The sequence below is a fragment of the Dyella soli genome, from assembly GCF_054482295.1.
In genome coordinates this window covers 1,382,211-1,397,445 of sequence record NZ_JBTFFU010000001.1, presented here as the reverse complement: position 1 = coordinate 1,397,445, position 15,235 = coordinate 1,382,211, and the positions used below count along the sequence as shown (strand labels likewise).

Annotated in this window: 17 protein-coding genes and 1 tRNA gene; 8 read left to right on the top strand and 10 right to left on the bottom strand. The window is 66.2% G+C overall.

The window, feature by feature from the left end; genetic code table 11:
* Positions 1-74 precede the first annotated feature (74 nt).
* A complete protein-coding gene (locus ACXU4B_RS06390; RefSeq protein WP_131408807.1) occupies positions 75-1,760 on the bottom strand; it encodes a M48 family metalloprotease in 1,686 nt (561 codons plus the stop codon).
* Between the two features lie 258 nt (positions 1,761-2,018).
* Between ACXU4B_RS06390 and grxC the strand changes: the two genes are divergently transcribed.
* From grxC to ACXU4B_RS06375, 3 genes are all read left to right on the top strand, one after another.
* Entirely contained in the window at positions 2,019-2,282 is a 264-nt protein-coding gene (gene grxC, locus ACXU4B_RS06385) for a glutaredoxin 3 (RefSeq protein ID WP_131408805.1), read from the top strand.
* Positions 2,279-2,683: a carboxymuconolactone decarboxylase family protein gene (locus ACXU4B_RS06380; RefSeq protein ID WP_131408803.1), complete on the top strand. Its 405-nt coding sequence runs from the start codon at positions 2,279-2,281 to the stop codon at positions 2,681-2,683. Before grxC ends, ACXU4B_RS06380 begins: the two co-directional genes overlap by 4 nt.
* 215 nt (positions 2,684-2,898) lie before the next feature.
* A complete protein-coding gene (locus ACXU4B_RS06375; protein WP_131408801.1) occupies positions 2,899-3,912 on the top strand; it encodes an isocitrate dehydrogenase in 1,014 nt (337 codons plus the stop codon).
* A gap of 55 nt (positions 3,913-3,967) precedes the next feature.
* Here the strand turns inward: ACXU4B_RS06375 and ACXU4B_RS06370 are convergent, their stop codons facing one another.
* The 7 genes from ACXU4B_RS06370 to ACXU4B_RS06340 form a co-directional block, all read right to left on the bottom strand.
* Positions 3,968-4,429 carry a carboxymuconolactone decarboxylase family protein gene (locus ACXU4B_RS06370; protein ID WP_131408799.1) on the bottom strand — a complete coding sequence of 154 codons (462 nt, stop codon included), beginning with the start codon at positions 4,427-4,429 and terminating at the stop codon, positions 3,968-3,970.
* A gap of 34 nt (positions 4,430-4,463) precedes the next feature.
* A complete protein-coding gene (gene sigJ, locus ACXU4B_RS06365) occupies positions 4,464-5,363 on the bottom strand; it encodes an RNA polymerase sigma factor SigJ (protein WP_131408797.1) in 900 nt (299 codons plus the stop codon).
* A gap of 58 nt (positions 5,364-5,421) precedes the next feature.
* Complete coding sequence (locus ACXU4B_RS06360) at positions 5,422-6,366, bottom strand: aspartyl/asparaginyl beta-hydroxylase domain-containing protein (RefSeq protein ID WP_131408795.1); 945 nt, start codon at positions 6,364-6,366, stop codon at positions 5,422-5,424.
* 83 nt (positions 6,367-6,449) lie between these two features.
* Positions 6,450-7,235, bottom strand: a complete 786-nt coding sequence (gene thiD, locus ACXU4B_RS06355) for a bifunctional hydroxymethylpyrimidine kinase/phosphomethylpyrimidine kinase (RefSeq protein ID WP_131408793.1) — start codon at positions 7,233-7,235, stop codon at positions 6,450-6,452.
* Positions 7,236-7,244: 9 nt separating this feature from the next.
* On the bottom strand, positions 7,245-8,624 hold the full coding sequence (locus ACXU4B_RS06350; RefSeq protein WP_131408791.1) for a PhoH family protein: 1,380 nt from the start codon (positions 8,622-8,624) through the stop codon (positions 7,245-7,247).
* Between the two features lie 151 nt (positions 8,625-8,775).
* Entirely contained in the window at positions 8,776-9,237 is a 462-nt protein-coding gene (locus ACXU4B_RS06345; RefSeq protein WP_131408789.1) for a peroxiredoxin, read from the bottom strand.
* A 306-nt stretch (positions 9,238-9,543) separates the two neighbouring features.
* The gene (locus tag ACXU4B_RS06340) at positions 9,544-10,140 is read right to left on the bottom strand and encodes a glycine cleavage system transcriptional repressor (protein WP_425481403.1); all 597 of its coding nucleotides are present in this window, start codon (positions 10,138-10,140) and stop codon (positions 9,544-9,546) included.
* 150 nt (positions 10,141-10,290) lie between these two features.
* Between ACXU4B_RS06340 and ACXU4B_RS06335 the strand changes: the two genes are divergently transcribed.
* From ACXU4B_RS06335 to ACXU4B_RS06325, 3 genes are all read left to right on the top strand, one after another.
* The gene (locus tag ACXU4B_RS06335; RefSeq protein ID WP_131408787.1) at positions 10,291-10,782 is read left to right on the top strand and encodes a hypothetical protein; all 492 of its coding nucleotides are present in this window, start codon (positions 10,291-10,293) and stop codon (positions 10,780-10,782) included.
* A 310-nt stretch (positions 10,783-11,092) separates the two neighbouring features.
* A complete protein-coding gene (gene dapA, locus ACXU4B_RS06330; RefSeq protein ID WP_458910848.1) occupies positions 11,093-12,019 on the top strand; it encodes a 4-hydroxy-tetrahydrodipicolinate synthase in 927 nt (308 codons plus the stop codon).
* 38 nt (positions 12,020-12,057) lie between these two features.
* Positions 12,058-12,651, top strand: a complete 594-nt coding sequence (locus tag ACXU4B_RS06325) for a hypothetical protein (RefSeq protein WP_131408783.1) — start codon at positions 12,058-12,060, stop codon at positions 12,649-12,651.
* Positions 12,652-12,742: 91 nt separating this feature from the next.
* Here the strand turns inward: ACXU4B_RS06325 and fdxA are convergent, their stop codons facing one another.
* Positions 12,743-13,066, bottom strand: coding sequence for a ferredoxin FdxA (gene fdxA / locus ACXU4B_RS06320; protein WP_131408781.1), 324 nt, complete (start codon positions 13,064-13,066; stop codon positions 12,743-12,745).
* A 49-nt stretch (positions 13,067-13,115) separates the two neighbouring features.
* Positions 13,116-13,191, bottom strand: a tRNA-Glu gene (locus tag ACXU4B_RS06315).
* Positions 13,192-13,378: 187 nt separating this feature from the next.
* On the opposite strand from ACXU4B_RS06315, the gene pcnB reads away from it, so the two are divergent.
* Positions 13,379-14,734 (top strand): polynucleotide adenylyltransferase PcnB, encoded by a 1,356-nt coding sequence (pcnB, locus tag ACXU4B_RS06310; RefSeq protein WP_131408779.1) that lies wholly within the window; start codon positions 13,379-13,381, stop codon positions 14,732-14,734.
* Positions 14,731-15,213 (top strand): 2-amino-4-hydroxy-6-hydroxymethyldihydropteridine diphosphokinase, encoded by a 483-nt coding sequence (gene folK / locus ACXU4B_RS06305; protein WP_131408777.1) that lies wholly within the window; start codon positions 14,731-14,733, stop codon positions 15,211-15,213. The genes pcnB and folK overlap by 4 nt, the downstream gene beginning before the upstream one ends.
* Positions 15,214-15,235 lie beyond the last annotated feature (22 nt).

The window sequence follows — 15,235 nt, the reverse complement described above, 5'->3', positions numbered from 1 at the left end:
GATAATGTTACGTCCCGATGACATTTCACATGACCGCCACGTGACAGGGGCGGTGCGGCACGTTCCCGGGCAGATCAGCGGCGGCTGTCGCCGGCGCTGAAACAGACCCGGCCCTGGCAGTTGGCCCCGCTTTGCAGCGGCTGCTGGCTGCGCCCATCGGGGTTGTCGTCGGTCTGCACCCGGCGCTTGCGCAGCTCCATGACCAGCGGGGTGAGGTCGTTGATGCGGGCCTGGATGCGGGCGCGGGCGTAGTAATCCAGGTCCGGACGCTGCAGCAGCCGCTTGAGCTGCTCCATGGCGTCGAAGGGGCGGCCGGACAGGTAGGAGGCGTCCGCAAAGGCCTCGCCCGCGCGCACCGAGTCGCCGGCCTTGTCGCTGGCACGGGCAAAGGCGCGATAGAGCTCCGGCTCCTCGTTGTTGTCCAGCATCGGCATCAGCATGGTCGCCGCCTGGTTGGCCTCTGCCTGGGTGCCCCCCTCGGTCAGCGCCTTGGCATAGCCCATGGCGATGGCCCGGTTGCGCGGCGATTGCTGGTTGAGGTCGGCATACAGCGCCAGGGCCTCGGCGCGACGACCCGCCTGGAGTTTGGCGTCAGCCATGGCCAGCCGCACGATCTGGTTGTCCGGGTGGGTCGCCACCAGGGGCTGCAGCTCGTCGGCCGCCTTGGCGCCGCGATTGCTGCGGATGAGCGCGAGCGCGTAACCGTAGTGGTTGGCCGGGGTGTTGAAGTCGTGCTGGTTCTGCAGGTTATTGGCGTAAAAGGTGGCCAGCTGCTGGGCGTCGCCCGACAGCACGCGCACGCGTTCGCGCATCAGCAGGTACGTGTCCAGGTCGCCCTTGCGCTCACGATGGCCCAGCACCGTGGGGTCTTTCACGTACGCGATCGGTGCCGTGCTCTTCTCCCACTGGCTCTTGTCCAGGGTCGAACCCGGCGGGCGCAGCTTCTGCTGGGCGATCAGCGCGCCTGCACGCGACTTGGCGTCGCTGATGCGCGACAGCGTGACCGGGTGATCCTGCAGGAATGCCGGCACGTCGCCGAGGTCGCCGCCGGAGCCGACGCGGAGCGTGTCCTGCATGCGCTCGAAGAACGAGGCCATGGCCGCGGGGTCGAAGCCGGCGTTCGCGAGCGTCTGGATGCCGGCGCGGTCGGCTTCGACTTCATCCTTGCGGGTGAAGTTGATCTGGCGCTGCATCAGCAGGCCCTGTCCGCCCATCAGGATCGCGCCGGCCGCATCGCCTGCGCTGGCTCCCGCGCCGGCGACGATGGCGCCCAGCAGGACCAGCGCCATCAGCGGCGTGTCCTTCTTCGACGCCTCGAACGCGCGCTGCAGGTGGTTCTGGGTGATATGCCCGATCTCATGGGCGATGACACCGGCCAGCTCGCTCTCGCTGTTGGTGATGGTGATCAGGCCCGAATTCACCGCGATATAGCCGCCGGGCGCGGCGAAGGCATTGATCACATTGTCCTTCTCGATGAAGAAGGAAAAGTGTTCCTTGGGCTTTTCGCTGCCGGCGACCAGGCGATAGCCGAGGTCGTTGATGTAGTCGTCGAGCATGGGATCGTCGACCACCATGTCCAGTGCACGCATCTGCCGCAGCATCGCCGCACCGTAGTCCTGCGCTTCCTGGGGCGAGATCAGGGCATTGGCCGAGCTGCCCAGGTCGGGCAGGCGCACATCCTTGTCCTGGGCCTGGGCGCTCAGCGTGAGGCCGGCACACAGCAGCGCGGCAAACAGGCGGGAGGGCGAAAATCGGTTCATGGGCGTCCTGCCGGGCCGGGGTGCGTCAACATGGCATGTGTTGCCTTCGGGCGAGCCGCATGGCCGCCGTCCATGGATGGTAGGAGGGCGGGTTTCGCGAGCCAAATCAAGTGGACGTGGTGCCATGCGCATAGGTCAGCGACAATAGCATTAGTGACCGCTGACCAAGGGTTCAGTTCAGTGTCCCCGCGCTTGTTTCCGGGTGCCGGGAACCCCACGTTGGCGGAGTCGTATTTTTTTTCGGTTCCGGAGTTCCCCGTGCCCAAGATCGAGATCTATTCCACCGCGGTGTGCCCTTACTGCGTGTCCGCCAAGAACCTGCTCAAGTCCAAGGGACTGGAGTGGAGCGAGGTACGCATCGACACCCTTCCGGCAGAGCGCGACGCGATGCTGGCGCGCAGCGGTGGCCGCCGCACGGTGCCGCAGATCTTCGTCAACGATCATCACGTGGGCGGCTTCGACGACCTGGTCGCTGCCGATCGCAGCGGCAAGCTGGCCGAGTTGCTTGGAGCCGTGGCATGAGCAAGCCGACCGACGAACAGGCCGGCAAGGACCGGGTCGCCGAATTCACCGCATTCCGCCAGCGCATGAACGAGCGCATCCTGTCCGAGGACAACCAGGTGGTGCGGCGCTTCTTCGCGCTGGACACGCAGACCTACAAGCCCGGCGCGCTCGACGTGAAGACCAAGGAATTGCTGGGCCTGGTCGCGTCCATGGTGCTGCGCTGCGACGACTGCATCAGCTATCACGTCGCCCAGTGCAAGGAAGCTGGCGTGACGCGGGAGGAGTTCTTCGAGACCTTCAGCGTGGGACTGGTGGTCGGTGGCTCGATCGTGATCCCCCACCTGCGCCGGGCGGTCGATTTCCTCGACCAGCTGGAAGCGGGCGGCACGGCCGCGGCGGACTGCGTCAGCCACGGCTGAGGCCGTTCCCCCCGACGGGTCCACGGTGGCGGCCCCCTCCTTGTCGCCACCTTGACGCATGCGAGTTTATTCAATGCTGCATGCGAGGATTTGCGATGCCGGGCAGCGGCTTTTCACTGGCTGCCATGGGCCGCATGGGCGATAATTGACGGGATTTACAACCCCGCGGGCCCCCGCCGCAGGGTTGCTCGATTCTTATTCCAAGGAGTGTCCCCATGAGCAAGACCATTGCCGTGATTCCGGGCGACGGTATCGGCCCCGAGATCATGAACGCCACGTTGCGTGTGCTCGATGCGCTGGACTGCGGTCTGTCCTACGAGTTCGTCGATGCCGGCATGGTCGCGCTGGAGAAGCAGGGTGACCTGCTGCCGCAGCCCACGCTGGACGCCATCGCCCGGCACAAGGTGGCGCTCAAGGGACCCCTGACCACGCCGGTGGGCGGTGGCTTCACCTCCATCAACGTCACGCTGCGCCGCCACTTCGACCTGTACGCCAACGTGCGCCCGGCGATCAGCTTCCCCGGCACCAAGTCGCGCTTCGACAACATCGACATCATCACGGTGCGCGAGAACACCGAGGGCGCCTACCTGTCCGAGGGCCAGACGCTGTCCGAGGACGGCGAGACGGCCATCTCGATGGTGCGCAACACCCGCAAGGGCAGCAGCCGCATCGTGCGCTACGCCTTCGAACTGGCCGTGAAGAAGGGCCGCAAGAAGGTCACGGCGGTGCACAAGGCCAACATCATCAAGACCGCCTCGGGCCTGTTCCTCAACGTGGCGCGCGAGATCGCCAAGGAATACCCGCAGATCGAGTTCAACGAGATGATCGTGGACAACACCTGCATGCAGCTGGTGATGAAGCCCGAGCAGTTCGACGTGATCGTCACCACCAACCTGTTCGGCGACATCCTGTCGGACCTCTGCGCCGGCCTGGTGGGCGGCCTGGGCCTGGCTCCGGGCGACAACATCGGCACCGAGGCGGCGATCTTCGAAGCCGTGCATGGTTCGGCCCCGGACATCGCCGGCAAGGGCATCGCCAACCCGTGCGCGCTGTTGCTGGCGGCGGCTGACATGCTCGACCACCTCGGCATGGTGGACAAGGGCAACAAGGTGCGCGATGCCATCCGCGACACCATGACCAACGACCGCGACAACGTCACGCCGGATCTTGGCGGCAAGGGCACCACGTCGAGCTTCGGCGACGCCATCGTCAAGCGCGTCCGCGCCTGATTCCGGCGTCCATGTCGCAGCGGAAAGCCCCTCGTTCGAGGGGCTTTTTTTTGCCTCAGGCGACCTGTTTCGCCGGGCGATAGCCGCCGGCCGGGGTCTGGAACGCGACGTTGATGCGGTTCCAGGTGTTGATCATGCCGATGAGCAGGGTGAGGTTCACCAGTTCCTCTTCGCTGAAGGAGCCGAGCGCGCGCTCGTAGACGTCGTCGCTGACGCCATGCTCCCCGAGGCGCGTCACTGCCTCGGCCCAGGCGAAGGCCGCGCATTCGCGCTCGCTGTAGAACGACGCTTCGCGCCAGCCCGGCAGCACGTAGAGGCGCTGCTCTGTTTCGCCCCCGGCCCGTGCATCCTTGCTGTGCATGTCCATGCAAAACGCACAGCCGTTCATCTGCGACACGCGCATCAGCACGAGTTCCACCAGCGGGCGTTCCAGGCCGCACTGTTCCATGGCCGCACTCAGGTCGAACAGCGGCTTGAGGGCCTTGGGATACTTCATATACGAGAGACGCTTGGACATGATGGACTCCTTGGGATGCGGCCACGCTGGCCTTTCAAGACAAGGACGCACCACCCGCCGGATTCGTGACAGCTTCCAGTCGCGCCAGTTTCTCCGGGTTGCGCAGCGAGTGGATGCCGGCAATGCGCTCGCCGTCGGTCTCGATCCAGGCCACGGTCACCAGCCTGCCGTCCACCCAGGTAAGCAACGCCGGTTCGCCGTTGAGCCACTGCAGCCGGTGCACGATGGCGAGGGAGCGGTAGCGCCTGGCGATGATGGCGTACAGCCGGACGATGCGTTCGCCGCCGTGCAGCGGCCGTAGCGTGGCCGAGGCCTTGCCGCCGCCGTCGGCAAGATGGACGGCATCGGCCGCGAACAGCGCCTGCAGCGCCTCGACGCTGGCGCTTTCCAGCGCATCGCGGAATTTCTCCAGCAGGTGGCGCTGTACGTCCGGCGCGTGCTTGAAGCGCGGACGTCCTTCGCGCAGGCGCTGCCGCGCCCGGTGCACGCGTTGCCGGCAGGCGTCCTCGGTGATCTGCAGCATGGCCGCGGTTTCCGCGTGGCTATAGTCGAACACCTGATTGAGCAGGAACGCGGCGCGCTCTTCCGGACTGAGCCGTTCGAGCAGGGCGAGGAAGGAAAGGCCGAGGCTTTCGGCGCGCTCGAGCTCCGCCTCGGGCAGGTCCATGTCCTCGACCAGCGGTTCAGGCAGCCAGGGTCCGGTGTAGTGCTGGCGTTCCGTCCTGGCGCGGCGCAGGCGATCGAGCGCAAGGCGGGTGGTGACGGTGACCAGCCAGGCCTCGGCATCATCCAGGTCGTCCGCATCCTGCTGGTGCCAGCGCAACCACGCGTCGTGCAGCACGTCCTCGGCGTCGGCGGGCGTGCCAAGCATGCGGTAGGCCAGGCCAAACAGGCGTGGCCGGTGCTGCTGGAAGGTGGCGGTGGCGGGGTCCATGGCGGGCTCGGCGACGGATATACCTCAAGGACGCGCCGGCACGGCCGGATGTGACCGACTAGCCTAAGAACGGCCAGGGCGCCAGGAAAACCAGCCAGATCAGCACCAGCATGCCGGCATACTTGAGCGCGCGGAACAGCCTGGGATGCTTCTTCTTGAACGCGCGATTGCGCTCGCGGCTGCGCTGGTTGAGTTCGAAGACGCGGTTGACGAAGCCGGTCTTCTCTTCCGGCGACTCGGTGTTGGGCGAGGCGGTGATCTTGCCCATGAAGGCGCCGACGCGATGGTTGATCGCGCTCATCCATCGCGTGCGCAGCGGGCGCTCGACATCGGCGAACAGGATCACGCGGGTCTGGTCGGTGCGGTTCTCGGCCCAGTGCACGTAGGTTTCGTCGAACACCACGTCCTTACCGTCGCCCCAGCTGTGCATCTCGCCGTCGATGAAGATGCGGCAGTCTTCCGAGTTGGGCGTGATCAGGCCCAGGTGGTAGCGCAGCGAGCCGGCGAAGGGGTCGCGATGGGGGTTGAGCTTGCTGCCCGGCGGCAGCAAGGCGAACATCGCCGCCTTCACGCTCGGAATGGAGTTGAGCAGCGCCACCGTTTTCGGGCACAGCGTCTCGGCCGAGGCAAGCGGCTCGCCGTACCACTTGAGGTAGAAGCGCTTCCAGCCCTGCTTGAAGAAGCTGTTGAAGCTGGCGTCATTGCTCTTTTCGGCGGCGCGTATATAGCCCTCGTCAAAAAGGTGCAGCGCTTCCTCGCGAATCGCCTGCCAGTTCGCCTGCAGCAGGTCGAGTTGCGGGAAGCCGCGGCGATCGAGGATGGGACGCGCCGGCACTGCCGAAAACGCGTACATGAGCAGGTTGTACGGCGCGAACACCGCCGAGTGATCCACCAGCTGGCGGTCGAAGCGCAGGCGCGCACGTCCACGCAGATGCACCAGCAATACGCACAGCGTAAAGCATGCAAACAGGAACAGCAGCACGAGGCGCGGGGCAAGGATCATGGAGTGTCGCGGCCGATGAGGGAAACGGCATTCTACTCCCTGGGGGGCTTTGGCCGTCCGCCCGGTTCAGCCGGCGTGCGGGTTCAGTGGCCGAGCACGTGCACTGCGCCGCCCCCGGGCTGGTAGCTGCGCGCCAGGGCCCGGTGCACGTAGGCCACGGCACGGCGAACCGCGGAGCGCGGTGGCTTCCCCCGGGCCAGTTCCGCCGCGATCGCCGAGGCCAGCGTGCATCCGGTGCCGTGACCTTCGATGGGCATGCGGGCATGGCGCAGTTCCACCACACCGCGCGCGTCGTAATAGCGGTCCACCACGTCGCGTTCCTGCGAATGGCCACCCTTGAGCAGCACCGAGCGGGCGCCCAGGCCCAGCAAGGCTTCGCCCGCGCGGTCGAAATCCTTCGCGTTGCGCAACTTGCGGCCGAGCAGCGCTTCGGCTTCCGGCAGGTTCGGCGTCAGCACATCGGCCAGGGGAATGAGTTCGTCGAGCATGGCCTGCACCGCATCCGCATCGAGCAGGCGCGCGCCGCTGGTGGCGATCATCACCGGGTCGACCACCAGCCACGCCGGCTTGCGCGTGCGCAGCTCACTGGCCACCAGCCGGGTGACGGCCGCGCTGCCGAGCATGCCGGTTTTCACCGCACCGACGGGAAAATCATCGAACACCGCCGCGATCTGGCTGCGAATATGCTTCAGCGGCACGGTGTGCACGGCGCTCACGCCGCGCGTGTTTTGCGAGGTGATCGCGGCGATGACGGACAAGCCATGCACGCCACGCGCGTGGAAGGTCTTGAGGTCGGCCTGGATGCCCGCACCACCGCCGGAATCGGAGCCGGCGATGGTGAGGGCGATGGGTGGGGCAGTACGCGTCATGCGCGCAGCTTACAGCGCCTCCGACGCGAAATCCGCCAGGCGCGAGCGTTCACCGCGACGCAGCGTGATATGCGCCGAATGCTCCCAGTGCTTGAAGCGATCGACGGCGTAGGTGAGGCCCGAAGTGGTTTCGGTGAGGTAGGGCGTGTCGATCTGCTCGACGTTGCCGAGGCACACGATCTTGGTGCCCGGGCCGGCGCGCGTGATCAGGGTCTTCATCTGCTTGGGCGTGAGGTTCTGCGCCTCGTCGATGATCAGGTAGCGCGACAGGAAGGTGCGGCCGCGCATGAAGTTCAGCGAGCGGATCTTGATGCGCGACGCCAGCAGGTCGTTGGTGGCCTGGCGCCCCCAGCTGCCGCCTTCCTCCGGATTGGCCAGCACCTCGAGATTGTCGGTGAGCGCGCCCATCCACGGCGTCATCTTTTCTTCTTCCGTGCCGGGCAGGAAGCCGATGTCCTCGCCCACCGAGACGGTGGCGCGCGTCATGATGATCTCGCGGTAGCGCTGCTGGTCCATCACCTGCGCCAGGCCGGCCGCCAGTGCCAGCAGCGTCTTGCCGGTGCCCGCCGTGCCGAGCAGGGTGACGAAGTCGACGTCCGGATCCATCAGCACGTTGAGGGCGAAGTTCTGTTCGCGGTTGCGCGCGGCGATGCCCCACACGGCGTGGTTGCTGTGGCTGTGGTCATCGAGCAGCACCAGGGTGGCCTTGGTGTCGTCGACGCGCAGCACGCGCAGCTCCACGCTGTTGTCGCCCGGCAGGAACAGGCACTGGTTGGGATGCCAGTCCTCGTCGTCGCGGCGGTCCACCTTGTAGAACGTGCGCCCGCGTTCGTTCCAGGACTGCACTTCGGGGTGGCGTTCCCAGAAGTCCTCGCTCAGTCCGGCGGAGCCGGTGTAGAGCAGCGCGAAGTCGTCCAGCGCCCGGTCGTTCTCGTAGTCCTCCGCGTCGATGCCGTAGATCTTGGCCTTGATGCGCAGGTTGATGTCCTTGCTGACCAGTACGACGGAGCGGTCCGGGTTCTGGTCGCGCAGTTCGATCACGGCCGACAGGATCAGGTTGTCCGCCTTGCCATGGCCATTGGTGGTGCGCTGCTGGAAGTACAGGCGGCCCACCGCGCCGCCGCGCTTGAGATTCACGCCTTCGGGGTTGGCCAGCTCCAGGCCGTTGCTGATGCCGTGGCCGTTGCCGCGCACAATCAGTTCGTTGAGGAACCGGCTGACCTGGCGGCCGTTGCGTGAAACTTCCGACGCGCCCTTTTTCTTTTCGTCCAGCTCTTCCAGCACCGTCATGGGAATGAAGACATCGTGCTCTTCAAATCGGAACAGCGAGGTCGGATCGTGCAACAACACATTGGTGTCGAGAGCGTAGATGCGCTTGCTTCCGGTCATACGGAAGGAACCTCTTGAATGATGCGAGGTGGATGAACCGCGGCGTGGGGCACGCCGTGGGGAACCGGCTGGCACAGCCGGGATGCTGGGCGCCGTGCCGCACGCCGGTCCTGGGGGCCGGCGACGACGGGGCGGTTGGGGCGGTCGAGGGTCACCTGGCGGGAATGGCGTCGAGCACGGCCTGCGCGTGCCCCGCGACTTTCACGTTGCGCCATTCCTGCACCAGCCTGCCCTCGGGATCGATCAGGAAGGTACTTCGTACGACACCCATGTGACGTTTTCCATACAGCACCTTCTCGTGGATCACGTCGAAGGCCTGGCACCAGGCTTCGTCGTGATCGGAAACGAGCGGGAACGGCAGCTCCTGCTTGCTGGCGAAATTGGCGTGGGATTTCACCGAATCGCGCGAGACGCCGATGACCTGGGCGTGGCGCTGCTGGAACTTGGCGTACAGGTCGCGGAAGTCTTTCGCTTCCGTGGTACAGCCAGGCGTGCTGTCCTTCGGGTAGAAGTACACCACCACCCATTGGCCCTTCAGGCTTTCCAGCTTCAGTTCACTGCCATCGCCGGTGTGGCCCTTGAGCCTGGGGACTTTCTTGCCAACTTCGGGCATGGGTTCTCCTGCGAAGCCCGCACGGGCTCCGACTGAATGCCGGGAATCAGGATGGTCAGCGAAACGCGGGACGACGTGCTGGCACAGCGGGCGCACCTTGCGATCGGTGTGGCTCGAACCGCCCTGGGCATGTGTCGTCTCCGGTGCTCTCTGGGAACAGAGACTAGCGCCATATGCGACGGATAACAGCTCTTGCAAGGGCTGGTTTCAGGGGGCATGCTGAGGAACCCGCCGGCGCTTCGCCGGAACCACCTCCGCATGACCTGGCTGGCCTCTCGCCACGCCGTTCTGCACGGCGCCGGAGTGTCAGAACTTCACCGGGTCCATGATGGCGTCGAGGTTCAGGCCATCGCAGAATTCCAGGAAGTCATCGCGCAACGCGGCGATATGGGTCTGCGCGGGAATGCCGATGGTGATCTGCGCCTGGAACATTTCCGCGCCCGTCTGCATGGCCTGGTAGCGCAGCGAACTGAGTTGCTCGATGACGATGTCGCGGCGGTCGAAGAAATCGATGATCTTCACCAGGATGCCGGGTCGATCGGCCGAAATGACTTCGATCAGGTACGGCAGCAGGTGCGAGTGGTTTTCGCGCGCCCCCGTGCGGTAGTGCACCAGCCGCAGGTCTTCGTCGCGGGCCAGCTTGGAAAGCGCCGACTCCAGCTTGGCCACTGCGTCCCAGGCGCCGGTGGCAAGCAGGGTCAGGGAGGTGTCCGGGCCGATGGTGGTGACCCGCGCGTCGGCCAGGTTGCAGCCCGCATCGGCAATCCGCTTGGCCAGTGTCAGCAGCGGGGTGCGCGGGGAGGGCGTCAGCGTCTGGATCAGCAGCTGGTTGTCAGTGCCGGTACGCGCGGAGGAACGATTCAAGGGAGTCCACCTGTGGCAGCCCCCCGCGATTGGCGGGATAAAGGCTCTGCGAGCTTACTTGCCGCGGCCAAGCAGCCGCAACTCGGGCCCGGGCGAGCGCTGAACCGGCACTTGGCCGCCGGGCGGTACAGCCCTACGATCGAGCGCTGCAGCATCATGTCCCTTGGATCAGCAGCCCAGGAGTTGGCTATGAAGCTCGGCAAAGACGGGATTTTCGTTGTCCTGATGGCGTTGCTGTTGCCACTGGCCTCCTCCCACGCCAAGGAGTCCGCACCGACCGTCAAGGCCGATTCCCGGGAAACGTTCATGCCCGTGGCTGACAACGTGCGTGAGGAGATGCGAGCGGGCGGGCGGTTCGAATTCGTCACCGCCCAGGAGCGCGGGACCATCGACAAGGACCTTGGCCAGATGCAAGCGCTGTTCGACAAGTTCAATACCGTCGACGGCATGGACCTGGCGACGAAGATCCAGCTCTACAACGCCCAGTCCGAGGTCAACGCGATCCTGACCCGGCGTGACGGCGACCGGGAAATCTGCGAGTACGCCACGCCCACGGGTTCCAATATCCCCAAGACCACGTGCCGCAAGTACAGCGATATCGAACGCAACCGCAGGGCGACCGAGGTCATGAAGGACAACATGCTCCACACCATCCTTCCCTCGGATCGCGTGAGCCACTGAGGTCGCAGGTCGGGCCGCGGTTGATCCGGCCCGGCGGGGCATGGGCCGCGGTGACCGGGCCATCTGTCGTTGCGCATCGCCCGCGCCCTCCCATTTCCCCCGGGACGTCATGTCGCAAGTTCGGCGATATCGCGCGCCGTCGCGGGGACACCGTGACACGGATGGGCGACATGATTCCCACCGATCGCCTGAAACACGGGTGCCCGAGCCGCCGCTGAGGGGCATGGCGGGATGCCGGCAAGGCCAGGCCGATTCGGCCGCGGCCGCCACCACCGGGCCCTGTATTGGCTGAACAAGGTTTTCCAGTAACATGCCGGGTTTAGCTTTTCAGGCGGAGTGGGCCTTGAACATTCGCGGAAGCATCTGTGCGCTGGTGACGCCATTTTCGGCGGACGGTGCGCTGGATCTTGCGGCTTTCGGAAAGCTGCTGGATTACCAGATCGACGGCGGAACCGAAGGCGTGGTCGTGGCCGGCTCCACCGGCGAAGCGCACATGCTCGAGCATGACGAATACGAGCGCCTGCTCGCGTTCGCCGTGGAGCGGGTGGCGGGTCGCATTCCGGTCATCGCCGGCACCGGCGAGGCCGGCACGGCCAAGACCGTGGCGCTCACCCGTCGCGCCAAAGCCCTGGGCGCCGATGCGGCGCTGGTGGTGGCTCCCTACTATGTGCGCCCCACGCAGGAAGGCCTGCGTCGCCATTTCCTCGAAGTGGCCGACCAGGGCGGGCTGCCCGTGCTGCTGTACAACGTGCCGGCCCGCACGGCTTGCGATCTGCTGCCGGAGACGGTGGCGGCGCTGCGTGACCATCCCGCCATCGTTGGCCTGAAGGAAGCGCAGGGCACCGACGAGCGAATTGCCGCCATTGCGGAACTTGCGCGGCCGGATTTCGTCTATCTGTCCGGTGACGACGGCACGGCCTGCAAGGCGATGCTTGTCGGCGGCGCGGGGACCATCTCGGTCGTAGCCAATCTGGTGCCTCGTGCGTTTCGCATGCTGTGCGATGCTGCGACGGCTGGCGATCGCGCCGAGGCACTGCGTTGCGACGCCGCCCTGGCACCGCTGGTTTCGGCGCTCAACTGCGCGCCGAACCCGATTGCCGTGAAGGCCGGGTTGCCGCCGCTGGGGCTGGGGTTGGCGACGCCGCGCCTGCCTCTGGTTGAATTGGAGGATGGTCCGGACCGCGCGCGACTTCGCGAAGCGCTGGCGGGTCTGGCATCCTTGGCGAATGCGGCCTGACATTTCGGGCAACTGATACTCCTACGGAATCTGCTTACATGAAGAAATCCCCGCTTGTCGTGGCCCTGCCGGTACTGGCCCTGTCTGCCTTGCTGCTCTCCGGCTGCGGCATGTTCCGTTCGCAGAAGGCCTGGGAAACCGCCAAACAGGAAACGCCGCTCGAAATTCCGCCGGGCCTGGACACGCCGTCCACCAGCGCTGCGCTGGTCATTCCCGAGCCGGGCGCCAACAATCCGACCTCCAACGGCGCCACCGCCCGCGTGGGCCAGACCAGCTCCCAGATCGCCGACGGCTTCGTGCTGAACGATTCGGCCGACAATGCGTACCGCCGCGTGGGCCAGGCACTCGAAAAGGGTGACATTGGCCAGGTGGTTGCGCATGACGACGACGCCCGTACCTACACGCTGAGCGTGGTGGCGAACGCCCAGCTGACCAGCGACAAGGGTTTCTTCAGCCGCATGTTCAACGGCAAGTCGAAGGAAACGGCGGATGCGCCGGGTGCCGCGCCCCGCCAGGTGCAGGTGACCATCGGCGGCAGCGGCGAGAAGGCCAGCGAAGTGCGTGCACAAGGCGATGCCGCGGCGGTGGCCAAGGTGGTCGACACGCTGAAGTCCCGCCTCGGCGGTACCTGAGGGGCGTTGGCCCGCCCATGAAAAACGCCGCCCTGGGGCGGCGTTTTTTTGTGTGCGGCGCGGACGCTGGCGAAAGCGCGGCGGAAACCGCTCAGCGCTCGAGCAGGTCGAGCTTGCCGGGCTTGTTTTCCCAGTCCTTGGCGTCGGCCAGGGCATCCTTGCGCTCGGTGATCACCGGCCAGCTCTTGGCCAGGTCCGCGTTCAGCGCAACAAAAGATTCCTGCCCGGCAGGCACGTCGTCCTCGGGATAGATCGCGTTGATCGGGCACTCCGGCTCGCACAGCGTGCAGTCGATGCACTCATCCGGATTGATGACGAGGAAGTTGGGGCCTTCGTGGAAGGCGTCGACCGGACAAACCTCGACGCAATCGGTGTATTTGCACTTGATGCAGTTGTCGGTGACGACAAAAGTCATGCTGTCGCGCGCCTGTCTTGAATGGCCGAGGCCCGTGCCAGGCCGGAAGTGGCGCTCCCTACGAGGTTCGAACTCGTGTTCCCGCCTTGAGAGGGCGGTGTCCTAGGCCACTAGACGAAGGGAGCGAAATGCACCGGAGCGCGCTAGTATAGCGGAATTGTTTCGCCCGGCAATGCCTCCAGGACTCGCTGGTCCCGCCGGTCGGACATGTCCCGCCGGCCCTGCGAGGCTGATGGCGGGTGTGGACGCAGCGCCCGGCGCTGCGAATGATCGCTTTGAACGGCGCCATGCGCCTGCAAGGATCCAGACCGCTTGAGTCACGACGCAAGGACCAATGCCACGCCTGCACTGCGCATCATTCCGCGCGAGCAGCACGTCATTTCGCGCAAGAACATCAGCAAGGCCGCATTGCGCGTGCTGTACCGCCTCAATGAAGCCGGCTACCAGGCCTATCTGGTAGGCGGCGCCGTGCGCGACCTGCTGCTCGGGGGGCACCCCAAGGACTTCGACGTGGCGACCAGTGCTACGCCGGACGAAGTGAAGCGGCTCTTTCGCAATTCGCGCCTGATCGGCCGCCGCTTCCGCCTCGCCCACGTGGTGTACGGGCCGGAGATCATCGAAGTGGCCACGTTCCGCGGCACCGGCGAGGAGGAGGGCGAGGGTGACCGCCACATCGTCGACGGGCGCATCGTGCGCGACAACGTGTGGGGCACCATCGAAGAGGACGCGATCCGCCGCGACTTCCGCGTCAACGCGCTCTACTACGACATCAGTGATTTCTCCGTGCGCGACTACGTCGGCGGCATGCAGGACGTGGAAGACCGCGTGCTGCATCTTATCGGCGACCCCGAGACGCGTTACCGCGAAGATCCGGTGCGCATGCTGCGCGCCGTGCGACTCGCCGCCAAGCTCAATTTTCGCATCGACCGCGCAGCCTCCGCACCGTTTGCCGAGCTGGGACCGCTGCTGGCCGAGGCGGCGCCTGCGCGCCTGTTCGACGAGTCGCTGAAGTTGTTCCTGGCGGGCGACGGTCTCAAGAGCTTCCACATGCTCGAGCAGACCGGCCTGCTGAAATTCATGTTCCCGGCCACGGCGCGTGCGCTCAAGCGCGGCGACAATGCGCTGCGCGCGCTGGTCGAGCATGGCCTCGCCAATACCGATGCGCGCATTGCCGAAGGCAAGTCGGTGACGCCGGCGTTCCTGTTCGCCGTGTTGCTGTGGGGCGAAGTAAGGGACCTGGCGCATACCTGGGTGACCAAGGGCATGGAGGCCGGCGCGGCGTGGGATCGCGCTGCCTCGCACGTGGTTGCCGAGCAGTGCCAGCGCGTGGCGATCCCGCGACGCTTCACCCTCACCATGGAAGAAATCTGGTCGCTGCAGCCACGCTTCGAGCAGGTGCAGCGCAAGCGTGTTTTCCGCCTGATGACGCATCCCCGCTTCCGGGCTGCGTTCGATTTCCTGTTGCTGCGCGCCGCGGAGTCGCCGGCGATTCGCGAACTCGGCCAGTGGTGGGCGCATGCCCAGCAGCTGCCGCATGAGACGCTGGCGGCCGCATTGTCCAGCGGGCCGCAGGGTGCCGTGGCCGAGGCCGCTCCGGCGGCCAAGCCGCGCAAACGGCGGCGCCGCAAGCCGGCAGGCAAACCTGGCAGCAAGTCGGACCCGGCGTGACCGAGGCTTTTATTGCGCTGGGCAGCAACCTGGGTGACGCGCGTGCCCAGGTGTCCGGCGCCTTTGATGCGCTGGCGCAGCTACCCGGCACCCGCCTGCTGGCCAGGTCGCACCTGTACCTGACGCCGCCCTGGGGCATGCTGGAGCAGCCGCCTTTCATCAACGCCGCGGCCCGGATCGACACCTCCTTGTCGCCCCATGAGCTGCTTGACGGGTTGCTGGCGATCGAGCGTGCCGCCGGCCGCGTGCGCGGCGCCGAGCGATGGGGGCCGCGCACGCTCGATCTGGATGTGCTGCACATCGACGGCGTGTCCCTGGCCGACGAGCAGCTGACCTTGCCGCACCCGCGCATCCGCGAGCGTGCGTTCGTACTGCTGCCGCTCCATGACCTGGCTCCCGACCTGCAGTTGCCGGGCCAGGGAACGGTGGCTGGCCTGCTGGCGGCGATCGACGCCAGCGGTTGCGAGCGCCTGCCTTGAGCCCTTCACGCAGCGCGCGGGA

Bases quoted from the DNA above. Each gene is read 5' to 3' on its own strand.
- ACXU4B_RS06390 (WP_131408807.1), bottom strand. From the start codon at position 1,760: ATGAACCGATTTTCGCCCTCCCGCCTGTTTGCCGCGCTGCTGTGTGCC.
- ACXU4B_RS06380 (WP_131408803.1), top strand. From the start codon at position 2,279: ATGAGCAAGCCGACCGACGAACAGGCCGGCAAGGACCGGGTCGCCGAA.
- ACXU4B_RS06375 (WP_131408801.1), top strand. From the start codon at position 2,899: ATGAGCAAGACCATTGCCGTGATTCCGGGCGACGGTATCGGCCCCGAG.
- ACXU4B_RS06370 (WP_131408799.1), bottom strand. From the start codon at position 4,429: ATGTCCAAGCGTCTCTCGTATATGAAGTATCCCAAGGCCCTCAAGCCG.
- sigJ (WP_131408797.1), bottom strand. From the start codon at position 5,363: ATGGACCCCGCCACCGCCACCTTCCAGCAGCACCGGCCACGCCTGTTT.
- ACXU4B_RS06360 (WP_131408795.1), bottom strand. From the start codon at position 6,366: ATGATCCTTGCCCCGCGCCTCGTGCTGCTGTTCCTGTTTGCATGCTTT.
- thiD (WP_131408793.1), bottom strand. From the start codon at position 7,235: ATGACGCGTACTGCCCCACCCATCGCCCTCACCATCGCCGGCTCCGAT.
- ACXU4B_RS06350 (WP_131408791.1), bottom strand. From the start codon at position 8,624: ATGACCGGAAGCAAGCGCATCTACGCTCTCGACACCAATGTGTTGTTG.
- ACXU4B_RS06345 (WP_131408789.1), bottom strand. From the start codon at position 9,237: ATGCCCGAAGTTGGCAAGAAAGTCCCCAGGCTCAAGGGCCACACCGGC.
- ACXU4B_RS06335 (WP_131408787.1), top strand. From the start codon at position 10,291: ATGAAGCTCGGCAAAGACGGGATTTTCGTTGTCCTGATGGCGTTGCTG.
- dapA (WP_458910848.1), top strand. From the start codon at position 11,093: ATGCCGGGTTTAGCTTTTCAGGCGGAGTGGGCCTTGAACATTCGCGGA.
- ACXU4B_RS06325 (WP_131408783.1), top strand. From the start codon at position 12,058: ATGAAGAAATCCCCGCTTGTCGTGGCCCTGCCGGTACTGGCCCTGTCT.
- fdxA (WP_131408781.1), bottom strand. From the start codon at position 13,066: ATGACTTTTGTCGTCACCGACAACTGCATCAAGTGCAAATACACCGAT.